The organism is Mycobacterium montefiorense (genome assembly GCF_003112775.1).
GTDB classification, from domain to species: Bacteria; Actinomycetota; Actinomycetes; order Mycobacteriales; family Mycobacteriaceae; genus Mycobacterium; species Mycobacterium montefiorense.
Map to the genome: position 1 here is coordinate 677,856 of NZ_BFCH01000018.1, position 24,172 is coordinate 702,027.

21 protein-coding genes and 2 pseudogenes are annotated in these 24,172 nt (G+C 65.0%); 16 read left to right on the forward strand and 7 right to left on the reverse strand.

Annotated features, from left to right (window positions below; translation table 11 throughout):
• The first annotated feature begins 1 nt into the window (after position 1).
• Positions 2-1,627 (forward strand): fatty-acid--CoA ligase FadD1, encoded by a 1,626-nt coding sequence (gene fadD1, locus DB708_RS15625; protein WP_108923237.1) that lies wholly within the window; start codon positions 2-4, stop codon positions 1,625-1,627.
• 2 nt (positions 1,628-1,629) lie between these two features.
• On the opposite strand, the gene DB708_RS15630 is transcribed toward fadD1, so the two are convergent.
• The 3 genes from DB708_RS15630 to DB708_RS15640 form a co-directional block, all read right to left on the reverse strand.
• Positions 1,630-2,493, reverse strand: coding sequence for a DMT family transporter (locus tag DB708_RS15630; protein ID WP_108924312.1), 864 nt, complete (start codon positions 2,491-2,493; stop codon positions 1,630-1,632).
• A 101-nt stretch (positions 2,494-2,594) separates the two neighbouring features.
• Positions 2,595-3,470, reverse strand: coding sequence for an alpha/beta fold hydrolase (locus tag DB708_RS15635; RefSeq protein ID WP_108923239.1), 876 nt, complete (start codon positions 3,468-3,470; stop codon positions 2,595-2,597).
• A gap of 130 nt (positions 3,471-3,600) precedes the next feature.
• Positions 3,601-4,125: a hypothetical protein gene (locus DB708_RS15640; RefSeq protein WP_235616782.1), complete on the reverse strand. Its 525-nt coding sequence runs from the start codon at positions 4,123-4,125 to the stop codon at positions 3,601-3,603.
• 778 nt (positions 4,126-4,903) lie between these two features.
• Here DB708_RS15640 and DB708_RS15645 point away from each other — a divergent pair.
• The 3 genes and pseudogenes from DB708_RS15645 (at position 4,904) to DB708_RS15655 (ending at position 8,618) form a co-directional block, all read left to right on the forward strand.
• Positions 4,904-6,531, forward strand: a pseudogene (locus tag DB708_RS15645) (class I adenylate-forming enzyme family protein).
• Complete coding sequence (locus DB708_RS15650) at positions 6,518-7,291, forward strand: class II aldolase/adducin family protein (RefSeq protein ID WP_108923241.1); 774 nt, start codon at positions 6,518-6,520, stop codon at positions 7,289-7,291. The pseudogene DB708_RS15645 and the gene DB708_RS15650 overlap by 14 nt, the downstream one beginning before the upstream one ends.
• A 58-nt stretch (positions 7,292-7,349) precedes the next feature.
• Positions 7,350-8,618 carry an amidohydrolase family protein gene (locus DB708_RS15655; RefSeq protein WP_108923243.1) on the forward strand — a complete coding sequence of 423 codons (1,269 nt, stop codon included), beginning with the start codon at positions 7,350-7,352 and terminating at the stop codon, positions 8,616-8,618.
• A gap of 19 nt (positions 8,619-8,637) precedes the next feature.
• Here DB708_RS15655 and DB708_RS15660 read toward each other — a convergent pair whose 3' ends face one another.
• Entirely contained in the window at positions 8,638-9,033 is a 396-nt protein-coding gene (locus DB708_RS15660; RefSeq protein ID WP_108923245.1) for a hypothetical protein, read from the reverse strand.
• 220 nt (positions 9,034-9,253) lie between these two features.
• Between DB708_RS15660 and DB708_RS15665 the strand changes: the two genes are divergently transcribed.
• Both DB708_RS15665 and DB708_RS15670 read left to right on the forward strand, forming a co-directional pair.
• Complete coding sequence (locus DB708_RS15665; RefSeq protein WP_108923247.1) at positions 9,254-10,072, forward strand: class I SAM-dependent methyltransferase; 819 nt, start codon at positions 9,254-9,256, stop codon at positions 10,070-10,072.
• A gap of 146 nt (positions 10,073-10,218) precedes the next feature.
• The gene (locus DB708_RS15670) at positions 10,219-10,443 is read left to right on the forward strand and encodes a hypothetical protein (protein WP_108923249.1); all 225 of its coding nucleotides are present in this window, start codon (positions 10,219-10,221) and stop codon (positions 10,441-10,443) included.
• 24 nt (positions 10,444-10,467) lie between these two features.
• Here DB708_RS15670 and DB708_RS15675 read toward each other — a convergent pair whose 3' ends face one another.
• Positions 10,468-11,487, reverse strand: coding sequence for an NAD(P)H-dependent flavin oxidoreductase (locus tag DB708_RS15675; RefSeq protein ID WP_108923251.1), 1,020 nt, complete (start codon positions 11,485-11,487; stop codon positions 10,468-10,470).
• 105 nt (positions 11,488-11,592) lie between these two features.
• Here DB708_RS15675 and DB708_RS15680 point away from each other — a divergent pair, with 105 nt between their 5' ends.
• The 3 genes from DB708_RS15680 to DB708_RS15690 are packed head-to-tail and all read left to right on the forward strand — an operon-like array spanning position 11,593 to position 15,448.
• Positions 11,593-13,203: an arylsulfatase gene (locus DB708_RS15680; RefSeq protein WP_108923253.1), complete on the forward strand. Its 1,611-nt coding sequence runs from the start codon at positions 11,593-11,595 to the stop codon at positions 13,201-13,203.
• A gap of 33 nt (positions 13,204-13,236) precedes the next feature.
• Entirely contained in the window at positions 13,237-14,448 is a 1,212-nt protein-coding gene (locus DB708_RS15685) for an FAD-dependent oxidoreductase (protein ID WP_108923255.1), read from the forward strand.
• Between the two features lie 10 nt (positions 14,449-14,458).
• Entirely contained in the window at positions 14,459-15,448 is a 990-nt protein-coding gene (locus DB708_RS15690) for a Gfo/Idh/MocA family protein (RefSeq protein ID WP_108923257.1), read from the forward strand.
• Positions 15,449-15,451: 3 nt separating this feature from the next.
• On the opposite strand, the gene DB708_RS15695 is transcribed toward DB708_RS15690, so the two are convergent.
• Positions 15,452-16,270, reverse strand: coding sequence for a sugar phosphate isomerase/epimerase family protein (locus tag DB708_RS15695; protein WP_108923259.1), 819 nt, complete (start codon positions 16,268-16,270; stop codon positions 15,452-15,454).
• Complete coding sequence (locus DB708_RS27720) at positions 16,267-16,515, reverse strand: SecDF P1 head subdomain-containing protein (RefSeq protein WP_235616783.1); 249 nt, start codon at positions 16,513-16,515, stop codon at positions 16,267-16,269. Before DB708_RS27720 ends, DB708_RS15695 begins: the two co-directional genes overlap by 4 nt.
• Positions 16,516-16,582: 67 nt before the next feature.
• On the opposite strand from DB708_RS27720, the gene DB708_RS27295 reads away from it, so the two are divergent.
• The 7 genes and pseudogenes from DB708_RS27295 to DB708_RS15730 all read left to right on the forward strand — a co-directional run bounded on the left by DB708_RS27295 (position 16,583) and on the right by DB708_RS15730 (position 24,169).
• Positions 16,583-16,909, forward strand: a complete 327-nt coding sequence (locus tag DB708_RS27295; RefSeq protein WP_165839813.1) for a hypothetical protein — start codon at positions 16,583-16,585, stop codon at positions 16,907-16,909.
• A 118-nt stretch (positions 16,910-17,027) separates the two neighbouring features.
• Positions 17,028-17,735 (forward strand): TetR/AcrR family transcriptional regulator, encoded by a 708-nt coding sequence (locus tag DB708_RS15705; protein ID WP_108923261.1) that lies wholly within the window; start codon positions 17,028-17,030, stop codon positions 17,733-17,735.
• Between the two features lie 262 nt (positions 17,736-17,997).
• Positions 17,998-19,200, forward strand: coding sequence for a cytochrome P450 (locus DB708_RS15710; RefSeq protein ID WP_108923263.1), 1,203 nt, complete (start codon positions 17,998-18,000; stop codon positions 19,198-19,200).
• Positions 19,200-20,036, forward strand: a complete 837-nt coding sequence (locus DB708_RS15715; RefSeq protein ID WP_108923265.1) for a mycofactocin-coupled SDR family oxidoreductase — start codon at positions 19,200-19,202, stop codon at positions 20,034-20,036. The genes DB708_RS15710 and DB708_RS15715 overlap by 1 nt, the downstream gene beginning before the upstream one ends.
• A 38-nt stretch (positions 20,037-20,074) precedes the next feature.
• Entirely contained in the window at positions 20,075-21,046 is a 972-nt protein-coding gene (locus tag DB708_RS15720; RefSeq protein WP_108923267.1) for an enoyl-CoA hydratase/isomerase family protein, read from the forward strand.
• Positions 21,043-23,408: pseudogene (locus DB708_RS15725) on the forward strand (CaiB/BaiF CoA transferase family protein). Before DB708_RS15720 ends, DB708_RS15725 begins: the two are co-directional and overlap by 4 nt.
• Positions 23,405-24,169, forward strand: a complete 765-nt coding sequence (locus DB708_RS15730) for an SDR family NAD(P)-dependent oxidoreductase (RefSeq protein WP_108923271.1) — start codon at positions 23,405-23,407, stop codon at positions 24,167-24,169. Before DB708_RS15725 ends, DB708_RS15730 begins: the two are co-directional and overlap by 4 nt.
• The last annotated feature ends 3 nt before the right edge of the window (positions 24,170-24,172 follow it).

Sequence of the window (24,172 nt, forward strand, 5' to 3'; positions counted from 1 at the left end):
AGTGCCGGAGACGGTTCAGCAGCTCTTGCGACAGCGCAGGCATGACGACACGCCCGCGATCGCCCACGGTGAGCAGACCTGGACCTGGCGTGAGCACCTGGCCGAAGCCGAGACCGAGGCGGCGGCGCTGATCACCATTGCCGATCCGGCGCGTCCGTTGCATGTCGGTGCCGCGCTGGGCAATTCACCGGCAATGCTGCGCGCGATGGCCGCCGCAGCGTTGGGCGGGTACGTGCTGTGCGGCCTCAACACGACACGCCGCGGACCGGCTCTGCTGTCCGACATCCAGCGCTCCGATTGCCAGATCCTGCTCGTCGACGACGAGCACACGTCGTTGCTGGAGGGCCTGGATCTCAACGGGATTCAAGTTCTCGACGTGGACGGGACGCGTTACCGCGATGCGGTCGCCGCGGCGCCACCGTTGACTCCGCACCGCGAGGTCAGCGCCGCCGACACGTTCATGATGATCTTCACCTCCGGAACCAGCGGCAATCCCAAGGCCGTCCGGTTCGCGCATGGGATGGCGATCATGTGCGGCGCCAGCCTGATCTTTCAATACGACGTCACGGCGGCCGACGTGTGCTATCTGGCGATGCCGCTGTTTCATTCCAACGGTGTTGCCGCCGGCTGGGCCGGCGCTATCGGCAGCGGCGCGCTGATGGTCCCCGCCAAGTTTTCGCCGTCACGCTTCATCGACGACGTGCGCCGCTATCGCGTGACGTACCTGAACTACGTCGGCAAGCCGCTTGCCCTGATCCTTTCCACCCCGGAGCGGCCCGACGACGCCGACACGACCCTGCGCGTGGCGTTCGGCAACGAGGCAACCGATCGCGATATCGGCGAATTCGCACGGCGTTTCGGGTGCCGTGTGATCGACAGCTTCGGATCCAGCGAGTTTGCGGTAATCGTGGTGCGAGAAGACGGCACGCCGCCCGGTTCCATCGGTAAGCCCTATGCCGGGGTCAGCATCTACAACCCGACAACCCTCAAGGAATGCGCCGTCGCACAGTTCGACAAGCACGGCGCGCTGACGAACTTCGACGAGGCGGTCGGCGAACTGGTCAACACCGCGGGGGCGGGCCCGTTCGTCGGCTATTACAACGACCCGGCGGCCACCGCCGAGCGAATGCGACACGGCATGTACTGGGCTGGCGACTTGGCCTACCGCGACACCGACGGCTGGATCTACCTTGCCGGCCGCACGGCCGACTGGATGCGGGTGGACGGCGAAAACCTGGCGGCTGCACCGATTGAGCGGATCCTGGAACGGCTGCCGCAGATCAGCCAGGTCGCGGTGTATGCCGTTCCGGACGAACGGGTCGGCGATCAGGTGATGGCGGCGCTGGTGCTTCGCAGCGGCATGAATTTGCGCCCAACGGATCTAGAGCAGTTCCTGGCCGCACAAAACGACTTGTCCCCGAAGGCGTGGCCACGGTATGTCCGCATCAACGACGACCTTCCGGCGACGGCCACCAACAAGATCCTCAAGCGCGAGTTGATTGCCGCCGGCATCAGCGCCCAGGGCGGCGTGCTGCTGACCCGGGCACCGCGCGGCACGACGTATACCGTTGGTGATCAGGCTATCTCGGTTGCGGCACAAGCGGAGGCTGACGCCGCTCCCTGTTAACCTCAGCCAGTTTCGGCCGGAGTCGGCGCCTCGCCGAAGCGGGCCAAGACCAGGGTCCCGGCCACCGCGACGATGAATCCCGCGATCACCACCCAACCCCAGCCGGGCCGAGCGGTATCGCCGAGCCACACGACGCCGACGAGTGCCGGCGCGATTGTTTCACCGACCACCATCGCGGCGACTGTGGTGGTGACGGATCCGCGCTGTAGTGCGGAGGTGAACAACAGAAATCCCGCGGCACCACCACCGGCCGCGGCGTACAGCGCCGGGTTGGTGTAGAACGCGGCTTTGGTGGGGTCAATCTGATCGAGCAGGCGCACACCGATCTCGACGACACCGAACCCGCTTCCGGCCGCGAGACCCAGCGCAAGCGCGCGTTCGCGGTCGGGCAACCGGCCCGCAACGGCACCGCCCAGGAAGATGGCGACCACCACGACGATCAACGCCCAGCCGAGTCCCGGCGGACCGTGGCGGAAGTGCCCGGGCCCGGCGGCACAAGCGAGTGCGGCGAGGCTTACGCAGACCACGCCCACGGCCGTCCATTCGGCCTTCGAAAGTCGGGCCGAGAGCACCCAGGCGGACACGATCCCGGTCACCGCGATCGAGGCGGCCAATGCCGCCGCCACGACGTAGATCGGTACCAGGCGAAGTGCGGCGACCTGCAGCACAAAACCGAGCCCGTCGAGGCCGACGCCCGCGAGGTAGCGCCACTGCCGCAGGGCGCGCAACAGCAGCCTCGCGTCGACACCGGACTTACCGCCGGATTCCACCGACCGCGTTGCGACGGCCTGCAGCACCGACGCGGTGCCGTAGCACACCGAACAACCCAGAGCGAGTAGGAATCCGATCAGCACAGAGGAGACAATACGAGAATGACCGGGATCGAGGGCAAAGTCGTGGCGATCACTGGAGTCCCCGACCCCGACGTCGCCGGCGTCGATGTCACGATCCGCCCCACCGTTCAGGGCTAGCCCTGGGTAAACCGATACACGGCTTCGGCGATCTCTTGCGGATAGTCCTCTTGCAGAAAATGCTTGGCGGGCAGCTTGATTGCGCCTTGCACACCGGCGGCCCGCTGAGCCTGGACGCCCCAGCGTCGCCACGGCAGCATCCTGTCGTTCGCTCCCCAAACGACTTGCACCGGATATGGCGCGTTGCGGAGAGTGTCGAGGTAGAGCTGCTCCTTTGCCGCGGTCAACTCGAAGCCGCGCATGATCTTCAGGAAGGCCCGCCCGCCGTCGTCGCCGAACAACAACGGAAGCCAGCAAGCGATCTCAGCGGCCGGCACGCGGCGGCTCACCGCGACAAGGCGCATGAGCGACAGGAAGGCGCCCGGCACGCGCAGGGACGCCAGCCACACTTCGCCGATACCGCGATGCGCGAAAGGCGCCATCGGCCAGGGGCGATGGAACGAATGCACTTCTATGATGGTGTTCAGCAACGTCATCGACAGCACCCGCTCGGGAACTGCGTTGGCCACCTCGAATCCGATGGGTCCGCCGATGTCGTGCAGTACGAGGTGGAAGCGGTCGAGTTGCAACTCGACGATCGCCGACATCAACCAGCGGCCCAGACCCGTCCAGGTGTAATCGGCGTAATGGGGCCGTTCGGCAAGCCCAAGCCCGGGCAGGTCGATCGCGATCGCGCGCAATCCCGCTCCGGCCAGTGCGGGAACCACCTTGCGGTACAGGTAGGCCGATGACGGAACACCGTGCACGCACACCACGGCGGGGGCATCTCGCGGACCCTCGTCCAGAACGAAGGACTTGATCCCCCCGACGGTGAAGAAACGCCCAGCCGACCGATACCGTTCGAGCAGGCTATTCGCCTGTGCAGTGACCACGACGACTCTCAACACCGCGGAGCGCGGAAACCTATCGTCTGCACGCTTTGGATTGTCCGAGCGCGGTGCGCGCCAGCCTGCGTCGAGGTTGACCGGCCGCAGCGCGAACAGCAGCGCGCGGCCGCGACCGCTATCCCGACGGGAGTGTCTCGTCCGGACGCTGGCGCAGCGGCGCGAGGTAGTGCAACACCAGGGCAGTGACGATGCCGTAACCGAGATGCGGAATCAGGTCGCTGATCCAGTCGGCGAGGCTCCAGCTGAGCGGATTGGTCACCCCGAGCACCGTCATCGGGCCGTTGGTGCCGACCAGGGCGATCGCTGAGGCGACCAGCGTGGCGGCCAGGAGCCCAGGTCTGTAGCCCAGGGCATAGGCCAATCCGAGAATGATGCCCATCCCGACGCCCGCGGCGTACCCGGTGAGCGCGCCGAGCCCGGAGATTCGGTTGGCGAGCACGTCACCGTTGCCGGGAACCGTGAGACCGAACAACCGCGCCATGGCGTCGACGATCCGCTCCGGGGTGCTGCTCGTCGGGCGGCCCCGCACCGCGATGTCGAGGTAGGTGATCACGTTCAGTGCCGTGGTACCTGCGGCGCCCGCGGCCGCGCCACTGAGCACTCCGGGCCACAGCGGTTTTCCTTGCAGTCCAGACCACACCCCGGCAATGATAGGCGCGCCGCCGCGACGTAATGCCCCGTTGGAGCTCTACACATTCCGCGCCGAGAAAACTAAAATTCGGGACGTGCTTCAACGCACGAGCAGAAGGGCTGCCGCGGCGTGTGGCGGTGCGGCTGTGCTCACCTTTGCGCTCGGCGGGGTCGGCGTTACTTGTGCCCCGCAGACCAACGCGGACCCGGCGCCCTCGCCGGGGCCCTGCTGCTGGGCGAGCGACGCGTCGCAGCCGATGGGTCTATCGGTCCGGCCCGAAGGAAGCGGCGCCAGCTGCATACCCGGCCTGAACTGTGGGCGCATCAATCCGCCCCGCCCGCCGCCCGCGACGAACCCTCCGCGTCGCGGGACTCCGCAATAGTTGCGCCAAGTAACTACAGTGGTCGCCGTGGGGAATCGCAAGGCCAGGACGGTAGCCGCGGCGTGCGGCGGTGCGGCCCTGCTTGCCTTGGCGCTCGGCGATATTGGCTCAGCTGATGAGTCGCCGATCAGCGCAACGGTTGCTTCGTCCAGTGTGGTCCCCGCACCCGGAGCGCCGGGGGATAGCGGCGGCGCCCTTCCGGTCAAACCCGCCGGAGGCGGCGGTGGCTGCATCCTCGGCCTGAACTGTGGGCCGATCAACCCACCGCGACCGCCGCCCGCACGCCGCCATCCGAGTGTCCCGCACGGTCCGCAACCGGGCGCTCCTGCGCCTCAGAATCCATAGCAGGACACGGCAGCGCCAGCCCGACAACCGAATCACGCGCGGTTTTCCTATCATTTCCTAATGAGCGCCGGTGAGCTGGATACCGTAGGCTCGCCGGCTTTCACCGACGAGGACCCGGCCCGGTTTCGTGCGGCCGGATGGTGGTCGGATTCGACGCTGTCGGATGCGGTGCGCTGCAACGCCGAACAGTCAGCCGACCGTCTCGCCTACTCCGACGAGCCCGGAATCTCCCTGACGTGGCGTGAATTCGATGCTGCGGCAACCAGTTTGGCCAATCAGCTGGCCGGTCTCGGCATTGGGCGTGGCGATCGAGTTGCGGTCTGGCACGGCGATTCCACCGCGATCCACGTGTTGTTCGTCGCTATCGAACGCTGCGGCGCCGTTGTCGTCGGCATCGGCGCTCGGGCCGGCACCCGTGAAGTGGGCGCGCTGCTGCGCAATGCGGAGCCAAAGATACTGATCAGCGACCCCATGCACCGTGATGTCGCGGCCCGCGCGGCAGCCGAATCGTCGGTTCGGATGCTGGCGCTGGGGCAGGGCGCGGGTCTGCCGCGCCTGGACTCCGACGTGCCGAGCAAGGCGGTCGCGGCCGAATCTCGACTCGGCGCCGACGACGTTTTTCTGATCAACTCCACCTCAGGGACCACCGGCCTGCCCAAGTGTGTTGTGCATACGCAGAACCGGTGGCACTACTTCCACCAGAAGGCGGTTGCCAACGCGCTGTTGACGTCCGACGACGTGTTCTTGCCGGTCATCCCCACGCCTTTCGGCTTCGGCATATGGACCAGCCACACTACCCCGATCTACCTCGGCGCCAGTTCGGTGATCCTGCAGCGCTTCACCACGCACGCTGCGTGTGAGGCGATAGCGCGCCACAAGGTAACTGTATTGTATTGTGTTGTGTTAGCTCGCAATTGACGATGCTGATGGCCGACCATGAGTCCCGGGATTATGATCTGAGCTCGCTGCGTGTCGTCTTCACCGGGGGCGAGGCGATACCGTACCGGCCCGCCGCCGAATTCGAACAGCTGACCGGCGCGAAGATCCTGCAATTTTACGGTTCGAATGAAACCGGTCTGCTCAGCGCGACGACTCTCGACGACTCCGTGGAACGTCGACTGCGCACTGGCGGCCGGATCGTTCCCGAAATGGCGGTCCGGCTGTTCGATGGGGATCGAGATGTCACCGCGACGGGCCGAGGCCAGCCGGCCTGCCGGGGCCCGGCGACCAGCCTCGGCTATCTCGGCGGTACCGACCACGACAAGCTGTTCACTCGCGACGGGTGGATGCTGATGGGCGATATCTGCGAACTCGACGCCGATGGCTACCTCACGGTCACAGGCCGAACATCCGATTTCATCCTGCGTGCCGGCAAGAACATCAGTGCATCGCAGGTCGAGGACGCGGTGATGACCCATCCGGCGATTGCGCTGGCGGCGGCGGTGGCGATGCCGGACCCGGTATTCGGGGAGAGGGTCTGTCTGTACGCCGAGCTCGCCGACTGCGCAACGATCGACCTGCCCACCCTCGTCGAGCACCTGCTGGCGCTGGGGGTTTCCAAAGAGCTTCTGCCCGAACGGCTCATCGTCGTCGACGAATTACCCCGGTCGTCGGGCGGAAAGGTCGCCAAAGGCGAGCTCCGCGGAGATATTCGAGCAAGGATGGAGGCCGATCATGAACACGCCTAATCCACGACGAGGCGGCCGGCAGGTGTGGGCGCCGTCGGTCGTGCCTGGAATCGGTGTGGACCTGTCCAACGAGCAGGCGCTCGCCGTGGCCTTCCGCCACCTGGCCGGCACCGGATTTTCCGAAAACATGGCCGGACACATCACCTGGCAGCTCGACGGGCAAACCGACATGCTGGTCAATCCGTGGGGCCTGTGGTGGCAGGAACTCACCGCGTCGGATATCTGCCAGGTCGACAGCGACGCCCGGGTGGTCAGTGGTCGTTGGGATGTCACGCCGGCGATCCACATTCACACCGAGCTGCACCAGGTCCGCGAGGACGCCCGGGTAGTCATTCACAATCATCCGTATTACGTCTGCGTGCTCGCCGCATTGGGCAGGCTGCCCGAACTCGTGCATCAGACCGGTTCGCTGTTCCTGGATGACCTGTGCCTCGTCAGCGAGTACAACGGTGAGATCGATAGCCCCAACCGCGCAGCCGATCTCGCGGCGCGCATCGGTGGCGCCAACTTGACGATTCTGGCCAACCATGGCGTCATCGCGACCGGTCGCAACTTGGCCGAGGCGGTATACCGGGCGGCGTCGATCGAGCGGGTATGCAAGCTGGCCTACGACGTCATGCTCACCGGCAAGGAGCCGATCGGGATGGACTGGTCCGACATGGCGGGCATGCAGCGATCGCTCATCGAGCGGGCCGCCGACGTGTATTGGGCTGGGGCAGCGCGTATGACGATCAAGGCGGATCCCGATGTGCTCAGCTGAGTCCGTCGTCGAGCCGTCGCCGCACACCAAATGCTCTGTCCAGCGAGGAGGTTGATTAGTGAAAGCGATTGACGAGCTGGCGACCAATCTGAATTTCACGACAGCTAAAACCGGCGACGAGCGGTCAGTTACGTTCCTGCCGGACCCGCCGCGGGCGCCACGCCGCTACACCGTGATCTCGGTCGACGATCACATCGTCGAACCTCCGGACACGTTCACCGGCCGGCTGCCGAGAAAATTCGCCGACCGGGCGCCTCGGGTCGTCGACACCGACAGTGGCGGACAGACCTGGGTTTACGACAATCGGGAACTGCCCAACGTCGGGTTCAACGCCGTCGTCGGGCGGCCGGTAGCGGAGTACGGCTTCGAACCGGTCCGATTCGACGAAATGCGCAGGGGCGCATGGGACATCCATGAACGCGTCAAGGATATGGACCTCAACGGCATCTACGCGTCGCTGAACTTTCCCTCGTTCCTGCCGGGGTTCGCCGGCCAGCGGCTGCAGCAGGTGACCAAAGATCGCGACCTGGCGCTGGCGTCGGTTCGCGCCTGGAACGACTGGCATCTCGAGGTGTGGGCTGGGTCGTATCCGGAACGGATCATTGCATGCCAGTTGCCCTGGCTGCTGGACCCCGACCTCGGCGCCCAGATGATCCGCGAGAACGCCGAGCGCGGCTTTCACGCCGTCACGTTCAGCGAGAACCCCGCGATGCTCGGACTGCCGACTATTCATTCAGGCCACTGGGATCCGATCATGGCCGCCTGCGCCGAAACCGAAACGGTGGTGAATCTGCATATCGGATCTTCGGGCTCCTCGCCATCGACCACCGAGGACGCACCGCCGGACGTACAGGGTGTGCTGTTCTTTGCTTACGCCATTTCGGCGGCCGTCGACTGGTTGTACTCCGGATTGCCCAGCAGATTCCCGGATCTCAAGATCTGCTTGTCCGAAGGCGGAATCGGCTGGGTGGCAGGGTTACTCGATCGTCTTGACCATATGCTCAGTTATCACGCGATGTACGGCACTTGGCAGGCGCTGGGAGAGAAGCTCACTCCTGCAGAGGTTTTCACCCGAAACTTCTGGTTCTGCGCGGTCGAGGACAAGTCGTCGTTCGTGCAACGCGACCGAATCGGTATGGACAACATCATGCTCGAAGCCGACTATCCGCACTGCGACTCGACCTGGCCACACACTCAACAAACGATCCACGAAGAGATCGGTGATCTGCCGCCGGACGCGATCCGCAAGTTTACCTGGGAGAACGCTTCGCGCCTGTACCGGCATCCGGTTCCGGCGGCCGTGCAGCAGGATCCCGAGGCGTTCTGACTGCGTCGCACCCCGCAGGTCACTTGCCGGTCTTCGGGCAGGGGCAGTCACCGGAGTCGGCCCTGAACCCGGCCACGGTCTCGGTCCGTGCCGCGTTGCGGTATGACGCGGGCCGCTCCGTCCACGTGCTGTTGGTGATACCGGGTTGACCAGGGCTGTTACGGATCTCTTCGGCCTTCATGGCGGTGCTCGATGCGACAGGTGCCGTGCTGACCGGAGTCTCCGTCGACACTGAGCTGGCCGCCAGGCACGACGGTGTCACGACCCAATCCATGAACTGCCACACCGCGGCAACCAGCGTGATCAGCAGCAAGACCGTCGCGACAGCGTGGGCCATCAGGTAGTAGCAGTATCCGGTCGAGGTTGGTGGTGAACCGTCGCCAGCAGCAACCATTTTGAACGTCACCTGTCGCATCGAGAGGCCCCTTTCTAGACCTAGCGGTGTCACCCGCCACAACCGTTGCTCGATAGTTCTTCGGAGCACAGGGGCGGCCGGATGGGCACACTTCGGCTCGGCGCGCCGGTACCGGGCGTGAACTGCGCGTTTGAGTCTCGACTGGACCAGGGGTGGCCATCTTGGCGTTGGATGCGCTTCGCTGTCCGTGTGGAGGGGTCGCACTAAGGCAGGAGGGACAGTGACTACGTCCAAGGTTGATTTCGGCTCGGTCGAGTGGGGTTCGGTGGAGTGGACGAACCTCGTGACGTTGTACTTGCGCGCCCATGAAAGCCGTTCTCGGCATCCGATTCTGGGTGACCACGCGGCCGCGGCGGCTGTCGACCGGATCGACTACGACTTCAAACGCATACATCGGAGCTCGTTGCCGGCGTCCAACCAGTATCTGGTCGCGTTGCGCGCAAAACAGCTCGACGACTGGTGCGCCGATTTCCTGGCCCGCCACTGCGACGCGGTGGTATTACACCTGGGCTGTGGCCTAGATGGCCGCGTCTTCCGCCTCGACGTACCACCGGCGGTGCAATGGTTTGACCTCGACCAGCCAGGCGTCATCGACCTGCGCCGCCAGCTGTATGACGAAACCGAGCGCTATCGGATGATCGGCTCCTCGGTGGCCGAACCGCAGTGGGTCGATCAGATTCCCACCGGCCACCCGACGCTTGTCGTCGCCGAGGGACTGCTGATGTATATCCAGGAGAGTGAAGTTCGCCAGCTGGTGGCACGTCTGATCGATCGATTCGACTGCGGTGAAATGCAATTCGACACGCTCTCAGCTCTGGCGCCGCGCATGTCGAAGGTGTTCACCAGGGGGATCATCAAGTGGGGCATCGGCAACGCGTGTGACATAGAAACGTGGAACCCGAAGCTGCGACTGGTCGAGCAGACGCCGGCACTGGCCGGCTACCAGAAGATCGACAGCACCGTCGTGCGGTGGATCTACCGCTTCTTCAGTGCTTCCCCGTTCGGGCCGTACGACATACTCAACCGCTTTACGTTCTAAAGCTTGCGCCTGGTGGCGCGAATGTTATGTCCGCGCAAATATTTCTCTTTTGCTCTGGGTGATCGGGTGCGGCTCAGCTAGCGTCGATATGCCGGCAACATGCTGGTATATCGGCCTCAAGGGCGGATGTGAACTGGAGGTGACTGGTGAGAAAGATTTTCGCCGCTAGCGTCCTGGCGTTTGCTGGGCTAATAACCACCGGGGTCGGAATTAGCACCGCCGACGAGATTCTGGTCGAGGGCAACTATGCGACTCAGGCAGGCTGCATGGCGGACGGCCCGCACGTCGAGGTCGTCCACCCTGGGACCTGGACGCATTTCTCGTGTGTCCAGCACTCGGATGGCCTGTGGTATCTCTACCTGAGCAACTGAGTCTTTCGGCTGATTGTTAGACGATCACAGACCGGAAGCAAGACGCCGCAGGATGTCCGCGGTGGGTTCCGCGGTGGCGTGCCGGTATCCCGTCCCCGCCCACAGGTGGACGTAGTCCGGTTTTCCTGCCGCGGCGGCGGCTTTGCGCAGCGGGCTGGTCAGGTAGTGAATTGCGGGATAACCGAACGGCGCCTGCGCCTCGTAATTATCGATGAACGTGTTGCGCAGTCCGCGGGCGGGACGTCCGGTGAAGGCATGCGTGCGCACCGTCTCGTTGCGGGCGGGATCGGTCAGGGCTGCCTGGTGTGTTGCCGACGCGCCGCTTTCGGTGGCGCGCAGCAGAACCGTGCCGACAATGGCCGCGGCGGCGCCCGCGCGGATCACGTCGGCCACCGCGTCTGGGGTAGCCAGCCCGCCGGCGGCCAGCACTGGGAGCGGTACGGTCGCCGTTACCTGTTTGACGAGGTCGACGATCGGAACCGGCGGCAACGGACGCTGCGGCGAGAACGTGCCGGAATGCCCGCCGGCGGCCGTGGCCTGCAGTGCCAGCATGTCGACGCCGGCGTCGTGCGCTTGTGCCGCCTCCTGCGGCGTCGTCACCGTTTGGACGACCACGGTGTTGGCTTGCTGCAGCGCGACGATCACGCTGCGCGGCGGGATGCCGAAGGTGAACGACACCATCGGCACCGGGTCGTCGAGCAACAGCGCTACCTTCTCGTCGAACCGGTCGTTGTCCTCGATCGGCTCAGCAGGCAGGGTCAGCCCGAACTGATCGGCATCTTTCTGGATGATCGCGGCATACGCCCGGTAACTGTCCGGATCGACCGGCACCGGGTTAGGCGCAAACAGGTTGATGCCGAACGGGATTCCCTCGGCGCGAACAGTCTTGAGCTCGGCTTCGACAGCCTGGATGGTCTTGTAGCCCGCGGCAAGCATGCCCAGACCGCCCGCCCCGGTCGCGGCTGAGACCATCGCCGGCGTGGTCGGGCCACCCGACATCGGAGCCGCGACCAGCGGGATGGACATCTCGAACGGTGCCAACATGGGGATGCCCCTTCGTCGATGTCCGGGCGCGGTGTTTCGCCGAATCGAGCCTAGTCATTTGTCGGTCGTTCCATTCGGGCGCCGGACCTGACAGGATGCTTCAGCGTGAAGCGGCCCAATTTCTTGGTGATCCTGGCAGACGACCTCGGGTTTTCCGACATAGGTGCCTTCGGGAGTGAGATCGAAACGCCCAACCTCGACCGGCTCGCCCACGCGGGGATCCGGCTCACCGATTTCCATTCCGCGCCGGCCTGTTCGCCCACCCGGGCGATGCTGCTGACCGGAACCGACCACCACGTAGCCGGAATCGGCACCATGCTGGAGGTCGCGGTCCCCGGATTTCAGGGTGCGCCCGGCTACGAGGGATATCTCAACGACCGGGTTGTCGCGCTGCCCGAGCTTCTCCGCGACGCGGGTTACCTGACGCTGATGTCCGGCAAATGGCATCTGGGCCACACGATCGAAAGGTCGCCGTGGGCCCGCGGATTCGAGCGATCGTTCGCGCTGCTACCAGCCGGTGCTAGCCACTACGGTGGTGCCGCGGGACGCGGATTCTCACCCGTGCCAACGCTTTACACCGAGGATGACCAGTTCGTAACGGTGGGCGAAGATTTCTACTCGTCGGATTCCTACACCGACACTCTGCTGGGTTACTTCCGCGACCGCGCCGAGGACGACCGGCCGTTCTTCGCCTACCTGCCGTTTCAGGCACCGCACTGGCCATTGCAGGCACCCGAGGAATCCGTCGCCAAATATCGCGGCCGTTACGACGCCGGCCCGGATGCGTTGCGTGAGGAGCGGCTGGCCGCGCTCAAGCGCCTCGGCCTGTGTGCACCCGATGTCGAGCCGCACCCGGTGGTAGCCGACGGCGCTCCGGAGTGGGCCGACATGACGGACGACGAACGCGCAATTTCGGCGCGCTCCATGGAGGTCTACGCCGGAATGGTGGACCGGATGGACTGGAACATCGGCCGGGTGATCGACTACTTGGCCGAGACCGGCGAACTGGACAACACGGTCGTGATGTTCATGTCCGACAACGGCGCCGAGGGTGCGATCGTCGAGGCGATGCCGCTGCGCGGCCCCCAGATCGTGGCGCAGATCCAGAAGAACTGCGACAACAGCCTCGACAATCTGGGTCGGCCCACCTCGTTCATCTGGTACGGCCCCCGCTGGGCCCAAGCCGCCACGGCACCGTCGCGGCTGCACAAGGCGTTCACCACCGAGGGCGGGATCCGGGTGGTCGGCTTCCTCACCTGGCCCGGGTTCACGCGTCAAAGCGAGATCGGCACCGCATTCGCAACCGTCATGGACATCGCTCCCACCGTGCTGGAGCTCGCCGGCGTGGAGCATCCCGGCACCTCCTACCGTGACCGCGACGTCGAACCGATGCTCGGTCGTTCGCTGGTGCCGTATTTGTCCGCCGACGCCGAGGCGGTGCACCCGGGCGAAACCGGCACCGGCTGGGAACTGTTCGGCCGCCGCGCGATCCGCCAAGGTGATTGGAAGGCCCTCTACCTGCCCCCGCCGTACGGTCCGGGCGCCTGGCAGCTCTACGACCTTTCCGAAGACCGCGGCGAGATCCACGACCTTGCCCAAGCGCATCCCGACAAGCTGGCTGAGCTTCTCCAGTTATGGGATCGCTACGTCGAGGACAACGGGGTGCTCACCGAGCCCGTGTCGGTTTACGACGTCGACCCGCAGCTGTTGAGCTAATCACGTTTTACAGCAACAGAATTCGAGGCAGCCATGGCTGAAAAGACGACCTGCGCGGTGATCGGTGGCGGCCCGGCCGGGATGGTTCTCGGGCTGCTGCTGGCTCGGGCGGGCGTCGAGGTCACGCTGCTGGAAAAGCACGGCGACTTTCTCCGCGACTTTCGCGGTGACACCGTGCATCCGACCACGCTGCGCCTCCTTGACGAGCTGGGCCTGTGGGAGCGTTTCGCGGCCTTACCGCACAGCGAGGTGCGCAGCGCGAAATTCGAATCGGGCGGCCGGTCGGTGACATACGTCGACTTCGGGCGACTGCGCCAGCCCCATCCCTTTGTCGCCATGGTGCCGCAGTGGGATCTGCTCAACCTGCTCGCCGATGCCGCCCAGCAGGAACCGACCTTCACGCTGCGGATGAAGAGCGAGGCCACCGGGCTACTGCGAGAGGGCGGCCGGGTAACCGGCGTGCGCTACCAAAGCCCCGATGGGCCACACGAGTTGGAGGCCGAGTTGACCGTCGCGTGCGACGGCCGGTGGTCGATGGCGCGCGCCGCGGCCGGCCTGCAGAGTCGCGAATTCCCGGTGAATTTCGACGTCTGGTGGTTCACGTTGCCGCGCGACGGCGATCAGGAGTTTTCGTTCCTGCCGCGGGTGGGTCCCGGCAAGGCCATGGGCGTGATCCCGCGTGAGGGTTACAACCAGATCGCCTACCTCGGCGCCAAGGGGACTGACGCCGAACTGCGCGCGAAAGGTATCGAAGCGTTTCGTCGCGACGTCGCCGCCCTGTTGCCGGAATCGGCCGCCGCGGTCGCGTCACTGACGTCGATGGACGACATCAAGCATCTCGATGTCCGTGTCGATCGGCTGCGCCGTTGGCACACAGACGGATTGCTGTGCATCGGAGATGCCGCACATGCGATGTCTCCGCTGGGCGGCGTCGGCATCAACCTGGCCGTCCAAGACGCCGTCGCGACCGCGACCATCTTGGCCGAGCCGCTACGGCAGCACCGGGTCACCGATCGGGATCTGGCGGCGGTGCGGCGGCGCCGGCTGTTTCCGACCGCGGTTACCCAGGGCGTGCAACGGGTGCTCCAGCGCGGACTCGGGCCGTTGCTGCGCGGCGCCGACCCCACTCCGCCGACGGCCTTCCTGGGCGTGATGCAGCGATTGCCGTGGCTGTCCTTCTTGCCGGCATACTTCATCGGTGTCGGGGTCAGGCCCGAGCGCGCCCCCGCATTCGCCCGTCGGTAGCGTCGGGCCCATGGCTGAACACCTGCGTATCGGTATCTTGGGCGCTGCCCGGATCGCGCCGACGGCACTCATCAATCCTGCCCGGGACAACGCTGAGGTGGTAGTTGCCGCGGTGGCCGCCCGCGACGGCTCGCGCGCCCGAGCCTTCGCCGCCAAACACGGCATCGCCCGGGTGCACGATGACTACGCATCGCTGATCGCGGATCCGGATCTCGAGGCGATCTACAACCCGCTGCCAAACGGCCTGCACGGCAAGTGGACCCGAGCCGCATTGGACGCCGGCAAACACGTGCTGTGCGAAAAACCCTTTACCGCCAACGCTGCCGAAGCTCGCGAGATCGCCGAGGTGGCCGCCAAGTCTGATCGAGTGGTGATGGAAGCCTTCCACTATCGCTATCACCCGCTGACATCGCGGGCCCTTGAGATCATCGCCTCGGGGGAGCTAGGCAGGCTCAAGCGGGTGGAAGCCTCGCTGTGCTTTCCACTGCCGAAGTTCTCCGACATCCGCTATAACTACCCGCTGGCCGGCGGCGCGACGATGGATGCGGGGTGCTACGCGGTCCACATGGTCCGCACGTATGGCGGCTCGACTCCGGAAGTCGTTTCGGCACAACCGAAATTGCGTGATTCGAAGGTCGATCGAGCCATGACGGCCGAGCTCCAGTTCGCCGCCGGACATACCGGCCGGGTGCGTTGCTCGATGTGGTCGCGGCGTCTTTTCGATATGAGCGCGAAGGTGGTCGGTGATCGGGGAGAGTTGAACATGCTCAATCCCGTGATGCCCCAGATGTTTCACCGAATCTCTGTGCGAACCGCGGATGAAAATCGGGTGGAAGGCTTTCCCCGCCGCGCCTCCTACGCCTATCAGCTCGACGCGTTTGCTGCGGCGGTGCTGCGCGGCGAGCCGGTGACAACGAACCCGCAGGACGCGATCGAGAACATGACCGTCATCGATGCCATCTATCGCGCGGCGGGCCTACCGCTTCGTGAGCCGAGCTGAAAGTTATTGCTGCCGTTGATTTAATAACTGGCGGGCTGCTTGGACACACGGGCGCAGCCGATCAATCGGGCTGACCCCGGCCAGCGCCAATGACCGCTGCGGCACTTCGATTTCGAGTACGATGTCGTCGGGCAGCGCGGCAAGGATATCGGCGAGCGGGAGTTCACCCTCGCCCGGAACCATGCGCTCGAACATTGCTTCTTCCATGTAGTTGTCCAAGCGCGGCTGCAAGGTCGTGTCGTTGAGTTGGGCGTAGCCGATGTAGGCGGGATCGACGGCGGCCAGCTGGACTGCGCTGGCGCCGGAGCGAATCAGATGCATGGTGTCGATCAGCAATCGAAAGTCATCCCGGCCGACGTGATCTCGTGCGGCCAGTGCTGTCGGCAGGTCGCCCACTGTCAGGCCGGGTACCGGTTCGACGAGGGTCTCGATGCTGCGCTGGGCGGCCAGCTCGGTCAGCGCGGCGAACTGGTCGAATGTGCGGGCCAGATCGGCGTCGAGGCTGACGACGTTGATCCGGGGCACGCCGAGCTCGGCCAACACATCGAGATCCGCGCCGAACGCCATGATTTCGCTGTCCGGCAGCACCAGGAACCCGTCGCCCAGCGAGGCGGACACACCGCGGTGCTGCATCGCGGCGAGCACCTCCTTACGAAGGGAGGGGTCATCCTTGAGTGAAAAGGGCGGATAGCCGAGCGGCACCAGCGGCGCGCCCTGTACCACCGCCGAGAAGTAGCGGCAACCAAGGTCCGCGGCAAGGTCGACGAATTCGACTGGCGGAAGCCCGAATCCGTTGAGGAAGCCGATGGCCAGCTCGGTCATGCCGGGCGGCTCGCCAATTGAGCCAATTGGGCGGCGGCCTGAGCCGTTTGGGTCGTCAGCGCGATCTGGCCGGACGTGACCTTTTCTTCGATCATCGGCGCTTCCACGACCAGATCGTCGCGGATGAAGGCGACATGAGCGTGCAGATGTGCGCCGGTGTAGGTCGCCCACGCGGTCGCCGAGGCCGGATCCATCGTCAGATTCACTTCGTAGAAATCGGACGTCAGCGGCTTGGGCGGGTCCACGTGTGTCAGCTCCAATCGCATCGTCTCAGGGCCCAAGGTATAGCGCGTGGTTCGGGCGAGGTCGCAGGTGACAAGGGGGTTAGCTGGCGGCGCCGGAACGGCCGGATTCGTCGCCGGGCACTTGTCGGGGGTAGTCGGCTGTGACTTCTCCACCGGCCGAACCGGCAGCGGTGCGATCTTCACGACCGGTGCCACCGGTGGTGGCGTCGGTGCCGTGGTGCTGGCCGAGGTGGCTGCAGGGGCCGGGTGCTGGCTTGTTTGGCAGCCACATGCCGCCACGCCGAGCAGAATGGCGCTGGTCAGCCTGGCAGTCGTCGTCGACATCATCGATCTCAAGCAAAGTAGGTCGAACGCCGGTTGTCGCCCAATAGGGCGCAGTCGGCGCCAATCGTGATGACACCGTTGCGCTAGCGACGCGCTAGCGGGTGCTTTACGGACACTACGAATATAGAGTATGGTCTTGCACGTCAGCGAATATTCAGTTGAGAACCTTGCCACGAAAGCCGCTGTTGATGGTTCAATACACGCCCGCCTCGGCGAAAAGGCGAAAGCCAAATCCCGCGGAGCGTCGCCGCGATCTCTGCGATGCGGCGATCGAGCTGTTGGCCGCTGACGGCGCGAAGGGATTGAGCCACCTCAAGGTGGACCGCAAGGCTGCCGTTCCCGACGGCACCACCTCGTTCTATTTCCGCACCCGCTCGGCGCTGCTTCGTGCGGTAGCCGAACGGTTGGCCGAACTGGATCTGGAACGCCTGCAGTCCATCGCCGACAGCGCCGGCAGCCAGAAAGACAACCCGACGCCGTCGCTCCTGTCGCAAGTAGTGATCCAGGCCGGCACCGAGCCGCAGTTGTCCTGGACTAAGGCGCGCTATGAGCTGACGATGCAGGCGGCACGCGATCCCGCGATGGCCGCGATCCTGCAGCAAGCGACGGACGCATTTACCAAGCTGCACCGCGAAATCCTCGTGCAACTGATGCCGCACGGGGCCGAACTGGAATCGGCGGTCGTCGAGGACCTGAGCAATGTCACGCTGACGTTCATCAACGGGCTGTTGATGCGAGCGGCTCATGGCGACCTCGTTGTCGGCAGCCCGGAGCAACTCGACGCCATCCTGACGGCGATCGCCACGGGCATCCTGAAGAGTCCGGACAAGGGCCGGCTGACCGTGGCCGGCGACGTGCATTCGGCGCGCGGCCGTCGGGCCGCGGCATCCGGCTGACCAAAGGGTGACGCGCCGTGTTTCGTGCCTTTGGGTCTTGCCAGAGCACCCGCTATATGGTTCTCTACGAGAATAGAGTAAGTCGACGTTCACGGGCCGTCGGCGAGCCCATTATCAGCCGAGTCTGTGCGTTTGTCAGAGCAAAGCCATTTAAGCGGAGTGTACAAATTGCCCGAACCGGGTCCGGCGCTGAGTCACTGGCAACTGCGGTGATGTCTCGAACGGGTCGGCCAGCGGAATCGGAAGCGCTAGGAGGGATTTCGTGACGGCGAGCACCGAAAGTCATGTCAGTTTCGATCCATACAATGTCGAGCTCATTGCCGACCCGTATCCGATGTTTGCGCGCCTGCGGGACGAGGCACCGCTTTACTACAACTCCGAATACGACTTTTACGCGCTGAGCCGCTTCGCCGATGTCAACAAGGGCATCATCGACCACGGCACCTACAGCTCGGCGCGCGGCGTGATCATGGAGTTGATCAAGGCCAACCTCGAGATCCCATCGGGCATGCTGATCTTCGAAGACCCCCCGATCCACGACGTGCACCGCAAGCTGCTGTCGCGAATGTTCACGCCGCGCAAGATCGCCGCCCTGGAGCCGATGATCCGCGACTTCTGCGCGCAATCGCTGGATCCGTTGGTGGGCTCTGGCCGGTTCGATTTCGTCACCGACCTGGGCGCGATCATGCCGATGAAGGTCATCAGCGCACTGCTTGGGATTCCCGAAGCCGATCAGGAGTACATCCGCGATCGCGGAAACGCCCAGTTGCGCACCGAGCCGGGCAAGCCGATGAGTGCCGCCGAGCATGGCTTGTCTGTGGGCGAGCAGTTCGAGGCTTACATCGACTGGCGTGCCGAGAACCCGTCCGACGACATCATGACCGAGTTGCTCAACGTCGAATTCGTCGACGAGACCGGAACCACGAGACGGCTGACGCGTCAAGAGATTCTCGTCTACCTCAATGTGGTGGCCGGCGCGGGCAACGAAACAACGACGCGGCTGATCGGTTGGGCGGGCAAGGTTCTCGCGGAGCACCCCGACCAGCGCCGCGAACTCGTCGAGAATCCCGCCCTGATCCCGCAGGCGATCGAGGAGCTGCTGCGCTTCGAGCCGCCCGCGCCGCACATGGCGCGGTATGTAACTCGCGATGTCAGTCTGTATGACCAGACGGTGCCGGAAGGCAGCGTGATGCTGATGCTGCTCGGCGCCGCCTGCCGCGACGAGCGGCAGTTCGGTCCTGACGCGGGCGAATTCAATATTCATCGCGCCGCCCGGCCCCACCTCACCTTCAGTGTGGGAGCCCACTTCTGCCTGGGCTCGGCGCTGGCCCGAATGGAAGGCCGTGTCGCCCTGGAAGAAATCCTCAAGCGCTTCCCGGAGTGGGAGCCCGATCTGGCCAACGCCACGCTCAGCCCGACCTCGTCGGTGCGCGGCTGGGAAACCCTGCCGACACTGGTGCCCTGATGACCGGCCGCGTCGAAGGCAAGGTCGCCTTCATCAGCGGGGCCGCTCGCGGCCAGGGCCGCAGTCATGCGGTGCGCCTGGCCCAGGAGGGCGCCGACATCATCGCGATCGATGTGTGCGGACCGATCGACAACTTGGCTTACCCACATGCCACCCCTGAGGATCTCGCCGAAACCACCGACCTGGTCAAGAACCTCGACCGTCGCATCGTGACCGCGCAGGTCGACGTACGCGACTTCGAGGGGCTCAAAGCCGCCGTGGACAGCGGTGTGGAACAACTGGGCCGCCTCGACATCATTGTCGCCAACGCGGGCGTGGGCACCGATGGCAGGAAGCTGCACAAGATTCGGGAGAACGTCTGGCAGGACATGATCGACATCAACCTGAGCGGCGTCTGGCACACGGTCAAAGCCGCTGTACCGCACATCCTTTCGGGTGGGTGCGGCGGATCGATCGTGCTCACCAGCTCGGTCGGCGGGCGGAAGGCCTACCAGAACACCGGCCACTATGTGGCGGCCAAGCACGGCGTCATTGGGCTGATGCGCGCCTTCGCCGTCGAATTGGGCCAGGACATGATCCGGGTCAACTCGGTGTTGCCCTCTCAGGTCAGCACCACGATGGTGATGAACGACAACACCTACCGGCTGTTTCGCCCGGACCTGGCCGAGCCCGGGCCCGAAGACTTCGCCCCGATCTCGCAGATGATGCATACCTTGCCGGTGCCCTGGGTGGAGCCGGTGGATATCAGCAACGCTGTTTTGTTCCTCGCCTCTGATGAATCACGTTATGTCACTGGCGTTTCGCTTCCCGTTGACGCGGGCAGCTTGCTCAAATAGGCACTAACCAATTAAGCACGACGAAGTGGAGACAGCTCATGCCTGAATTCGACTACGAAGAAATGAAGAAAGAAGCCGAGCAGTACATCAAGTTCGAGAAGGACAAGAAGAACCGAATCGCCTACATCACCTTCGATCGCCCCGAAGCGCAGAACGCCACCAGCCTTGGCATGCGGCAGAACTACGCCGATCTGATCCACAAGTGCAATGTCGACGACGACGTCAAGGTCGTCGTAATCCGCGGTGAGGGACAAGATTTCGGTAGTGGCGGGGACCTGCCCGAGCAGCGCCCGATGCTGGAGAACCCCGGCCTTCCGCTGCATCACGAGCTCGCGATCAACGACGACGACGTCAAGTACCCACCGGGTGGCTCGTACCGCTACCTGTCTACCGTCACGGACTTCTACGCCAAGGCGCGTGCGGGTAACCGGCCGCTGCAAGAGCTCCGCAAGATCAGCATCATCGAGGCCAAGGGCTACTGCTACGGCTGGCACTTCTACCAGGCTGGCGACGCCGACTTGGTGATCTCCTCCGATGACGCTCTGTTCGGCCACCCGGCGTTCCGCTACGTGGGCTGGGGACCGCGGCTGTGGTGGTGGGCCGAGACCATGGGTCTGCGGAAATTTTCCGAAATGTTGTTCACCGGACGGCCGTTCAGCGCCAAGGAGATGTACGACTGCGGCTTCGTCAACAGTGTCGTGCCCCGCGACAAGCTGGAAGCAGAGACCGAGAAGTACGCGCTGGCATGCTCTCGGTCTCGCCCCACCGACACGGTCGCGGTGCAGAAGACCTTCCTGGAGCTGTACAAGCAACACAAGGGTGAGTACTTCGGTAGCCTGCTGACCGGCATGGTCGAGGGCATGCTGCCGATGATCCAGAACGACGCGCGCAACGACGTCGACCTCACCGGTGGCACGTTCGAAAAGGGCCTCAACAACGTGGTGAAGGACAACGACCTGAACTTCCCGCCGGAGTGGCGCCTGAGCCGCTCGGGGCGCGCGAAGCCCTGACAGTTTTGAGAGAGTTCACATGTCGGCGCTGATGGGTTTCAGGGTCGTTGAGCTGGCAGGATCGGTCGCAGGGGAGTACTGCGGCAAACTGCTGGCCGACTTCGGCGCCGAGGTGATCAAGGTCGAGGCGGCGGGGCGCGGTAGCCCAACTCGGGCTATGGCGCCCGTCCTCGACGACGGCACCGGGTGTGACGGCAGTGCGCTATTCGCCTACCTCAATACGAATAAGCAGTCCGTCGTTCTCGAGGGTGAGCGGCTACACGAGCTCATCGGCTCCGCCGATGCCGTCATCGACGACGGCGCGACGAGTGGGGCGGACCGGCATCCGGGCGTGGTGTTCTGCTCGATCACGCCGTTCGGGCAGGACGCCCCAGCCGAGTACGCGAATGCGAAGAGCATCAACGTATTCCATGCCAGCGGCTGGGGATATCACACGCCTAGTCATCCCGATCCTGGCAAGCCGCCGCTGCAGGGGCCGGGCCGGTTCATGGCCGATTACGAAGCGGGACTGGATGCGGCCCTGTGCGTGGCCTCGGCGTTGTTCGCGCGTCTGCACACCGGCCGGGGCGAATCCATCGACGTCTCCCAGCATGCCGTGCTGGTATCCCGCGCGGATTGCATTCTGGGGCGGCTGATCACCGGCGAAGTCCCCGCCCTGGGCACCCGCGATGACTACGACCAGCAGGGGCCGGCGTCGTTTTTCGCCTGCGCCGATGGCTACGTCTACCTGTACATGACCAGCCGCGCGCATTGGCTCGGCGTCAAAAAGCTGATGGGTCAACCGGCTTGGCTCGACGAGTTCGACGATGACTGGCTGGAGTTCTCGGTCACGCCGGAAAAAGTCGCCGCGTTCCAGCAGGGCTTCGCGGCGTGGGTTGCCGGCTTGGACAAGGAGACGGCGGCCGACGAAGCCCAACGCCTGGGCGTGCCGCTGGTTCCGGTCAACGATGCCACGGATCTGCATCAGTCGCCGCAGTACCGTCACCGCGGATTCTTTTCCGACGTCAGCCACCCTGTGTTGGGCGACGCGGCATACCCCACGGTGCCGTACCTGCTCAGCGCATCGCCTGCCGAAATCACCGCGGCCGCGCCCACACTCGGTCGGCATACCGCGCCGATCCTGGACAGGCTTGCTACTGCGCATGAACCACCGGCAGTACGAGCGGCACAACTCAAGCCGCCGAAGAACCCACGCGGAGGCCCCCTGGAAGGCGTGCGCGTCGTCGAGTTGACCAAGGTGTGGGCGGGCCCGTATGCCGGCAAGCTGCTGGCACTGTTGGGCGCCGAGGTGATCAAGGTCGAAACGGCGGCCCTGCCCGAAGAGATGCGGGCCTACGGCGGCACCGACATCAATCACGCGCCGTTCTTTCTGAGCATCAATCCCGAGATCCTTAGCGTGGACATCGATATCAAGTCGGCCGAGGGCATGGCGCAACTGCGTGAGCTGATTGCCCGCAGCGACATCGTCATCTACAACCTGCGCCCGGGCGCGATGGAACGCCAGGGTCTGGGGTATCGGGAACTCGCCGAGATCAAATCCGACATCATCTCGGTGTCGATCAAAATGTGGGGCAACGACGGACCGCTCGGTCATCAGACCGGGTATGCCCCCTGCTTCGCCGCGCTGGCCGGACTTGCGCCGCTGGTCGGCTATCCGGGTGGGCCGCCGCTGGGAACCAGCATGCGTTACGGGGATTCCACGGTCGGAGCCGCGGCCGCCTATGCCGCCGTCGTCGCACTGCTGCACCGCGAGCTCAGTGGCACAGGGCAATTCGTCGACATCTCGGCCGTCGAAACGCTGTCCTCGATGATCGGGGACTGCCTGCTGGAACAAAGCCTCACGGGACGGCGCCTCGGGCCCGACGGCAACAACCACGCCGACATGTGCCCACACGGCTGCTACCCCTGCGCGGACGGTTCGTGGGTCAGCGTGGCCGTCGCCAACGACGCCGAATGGCGCCGCCTGTGCGACGTGCTCGATGCCCCCGCACTCGCCGACGATGCTCGCTACGCCGCATCGGCAGACCGACGAACGCACGTCGAAGCGCTCGACGCCGATCTCGCGGTGCTGACCCAGGACCTGGACGCCGAGGATCTCGCAAATCGGCTGCGCGCAGTGGGCGTGCCGGCCACCAAGAGCGCCACCGCGATCGATGTGATTGGCGATCAGCAACTCTGGGACCGCGAGTTGTACCGCTTCGTCTCCGATCACCGCGAAGGCCAGCGTCCGGTATTGGGTCCACCCTGGCGGCTGACGCGCGGGCCGGCCCGGATCGAGAAGGGCGCCCCCGACCTGGGCGAGGACACTGATTACGTTCTGCACGCAATACTGGCCGCATCACCGACGTTGGGCGGGTTATGACGGGAAAACTCACTCAGACCGCGGCCCTGGTGACCGGTGCCAGCAGCGGGATCGGCGCGGCAACAGCGAAAGCTCTCGCCGCCGAGGGCGCGGTGGTGGCCCTGCTGGCACGTCGGGCCGAACGGCTGGCCGAACTGAAAGCCGACATCGAGTCATCCGGCGGCACAGCACTGGTGGTGCCCGCCGACGTCACCGACGCCGAGCAGGTGGCCTCCGCCGTGCGGCAGACGGTCGCGGAGCTGGGTCGCCTGGACGTCCTGGTGAACAACGCCGGTCTGATGCAGTCGGCACCCGCCACCGAGGCACCATTGCAGGACTGGGACCAGATGGTGTCCGTCAATGTGCAGGGCGTCCTCTACGCCACCAAAGCGGCGCTGCCCCATTTGATCGAGGCGGCCGCCGACTCGGCACGCGGGGTGGCCGACCTGGTCACTATCAGTTCCACCGCCGGCTGGGTGGCCCGGCCGAACACCGCGGTCTACTCGTTGACCAAATTCGGTGTGAACGCCTTCAACGAGGGGCTGCGCCAAGAGGTGCTCGGCAAGCGAGTCCGGGTGGGCGTCGTGGGTCCCGGAACCGTCGACACCGAAATCTTCAGCCATCTGGCCGACAACTCGCGGGAGGCGTTCGAACGCCAAACCGCGGGCATGGTCAAGATGCGGCCCGAGGACATCGCCGACGCGGTGCTGTTCATGGTGACCCGCGACCGCCGGGTGGCCGTCAACCACATGCTGGTGCGCGCCGCCGAACAGACCTGGTAACCA

What these genes read in the sequence shown, in the direction of transcription:
- DB708_RS15650 (WP_108923241.1), top strand. Translation starts at nt 6,518, where the DNA reads ATGAACACGCCTAATCCACGACGAGGCGGCCGGCAGGTGTGGGCGCCG.
- DB708_RS15660 (WP_108923245.1), bottom strand. Translation starts at nt 9,033, where the DNA reads ATGCGACAGGTGACGTTCAAAATGGTTGCTGCTGGCGACGGTTCACCA.
- DB708_RS15675 (WP_108923251.1), bottom strand. Translation starts at nt 11,487, where the DNA reads ATGTTGGCACCGTTCGAGATGTCCATCCCGCTGGTCGCGGCTCCGATG.
- DB708_RS15685 (WP_108923255.1), top strand. Translation starts at nt 13,237, where the DNA reads ATGGCTGAAAAGACGACCTGCGCGGTGATCGGTGGCGGCCCGGCCGGG.
- DB708_RS15690 (WP_108923257.1), top strand. Translation starts at nt 14,459, where the DNA reads ATGGCTGAACACCTGCGTATCGGTATCTTGGGCGCTGCCCGGATCGCG.
- DB708_RS15695 (WP_108923259.1), bottom strand. Translation starts at nt 16,270, where the DNA reads ATGACCGAGCTGGCCATCGGCTTCCTCAACGGATTCGGGCTTCCGCCA.
- DB708_RS15705 (WP_108923261.1), top strand. Translation starts at nt 17,028, where the DNA reads ATGGTTCAATACACGCCCGCCTCGGCGAAAAGGCGAAAGCCAAATCCC.
- DB708_RS15715 (WP_108923265.1), top strand. Translation starts at nt 19,200, where the DNA reads ATGACCGGCCGCGTCGAAGGCAAGGTCGCCTTCATCAGCGGGGCCGCT.
- DB708_RS15720 (WP_108923267.1), top strand. Translation starts at nt 20,075, where the DNA reads ATGCCTGAATTCGACTACGAAGAAATGAAGAAAGAAGCCGAGCAGTAC.
- DB708_RS15730 (WP_108923271.1), top strand. Translation starts at nt 23,405, where the DNA reads ATGACGGGAAAACTCACTCAGACCGCGGCCCTGGTGACCGGTGCCAGC.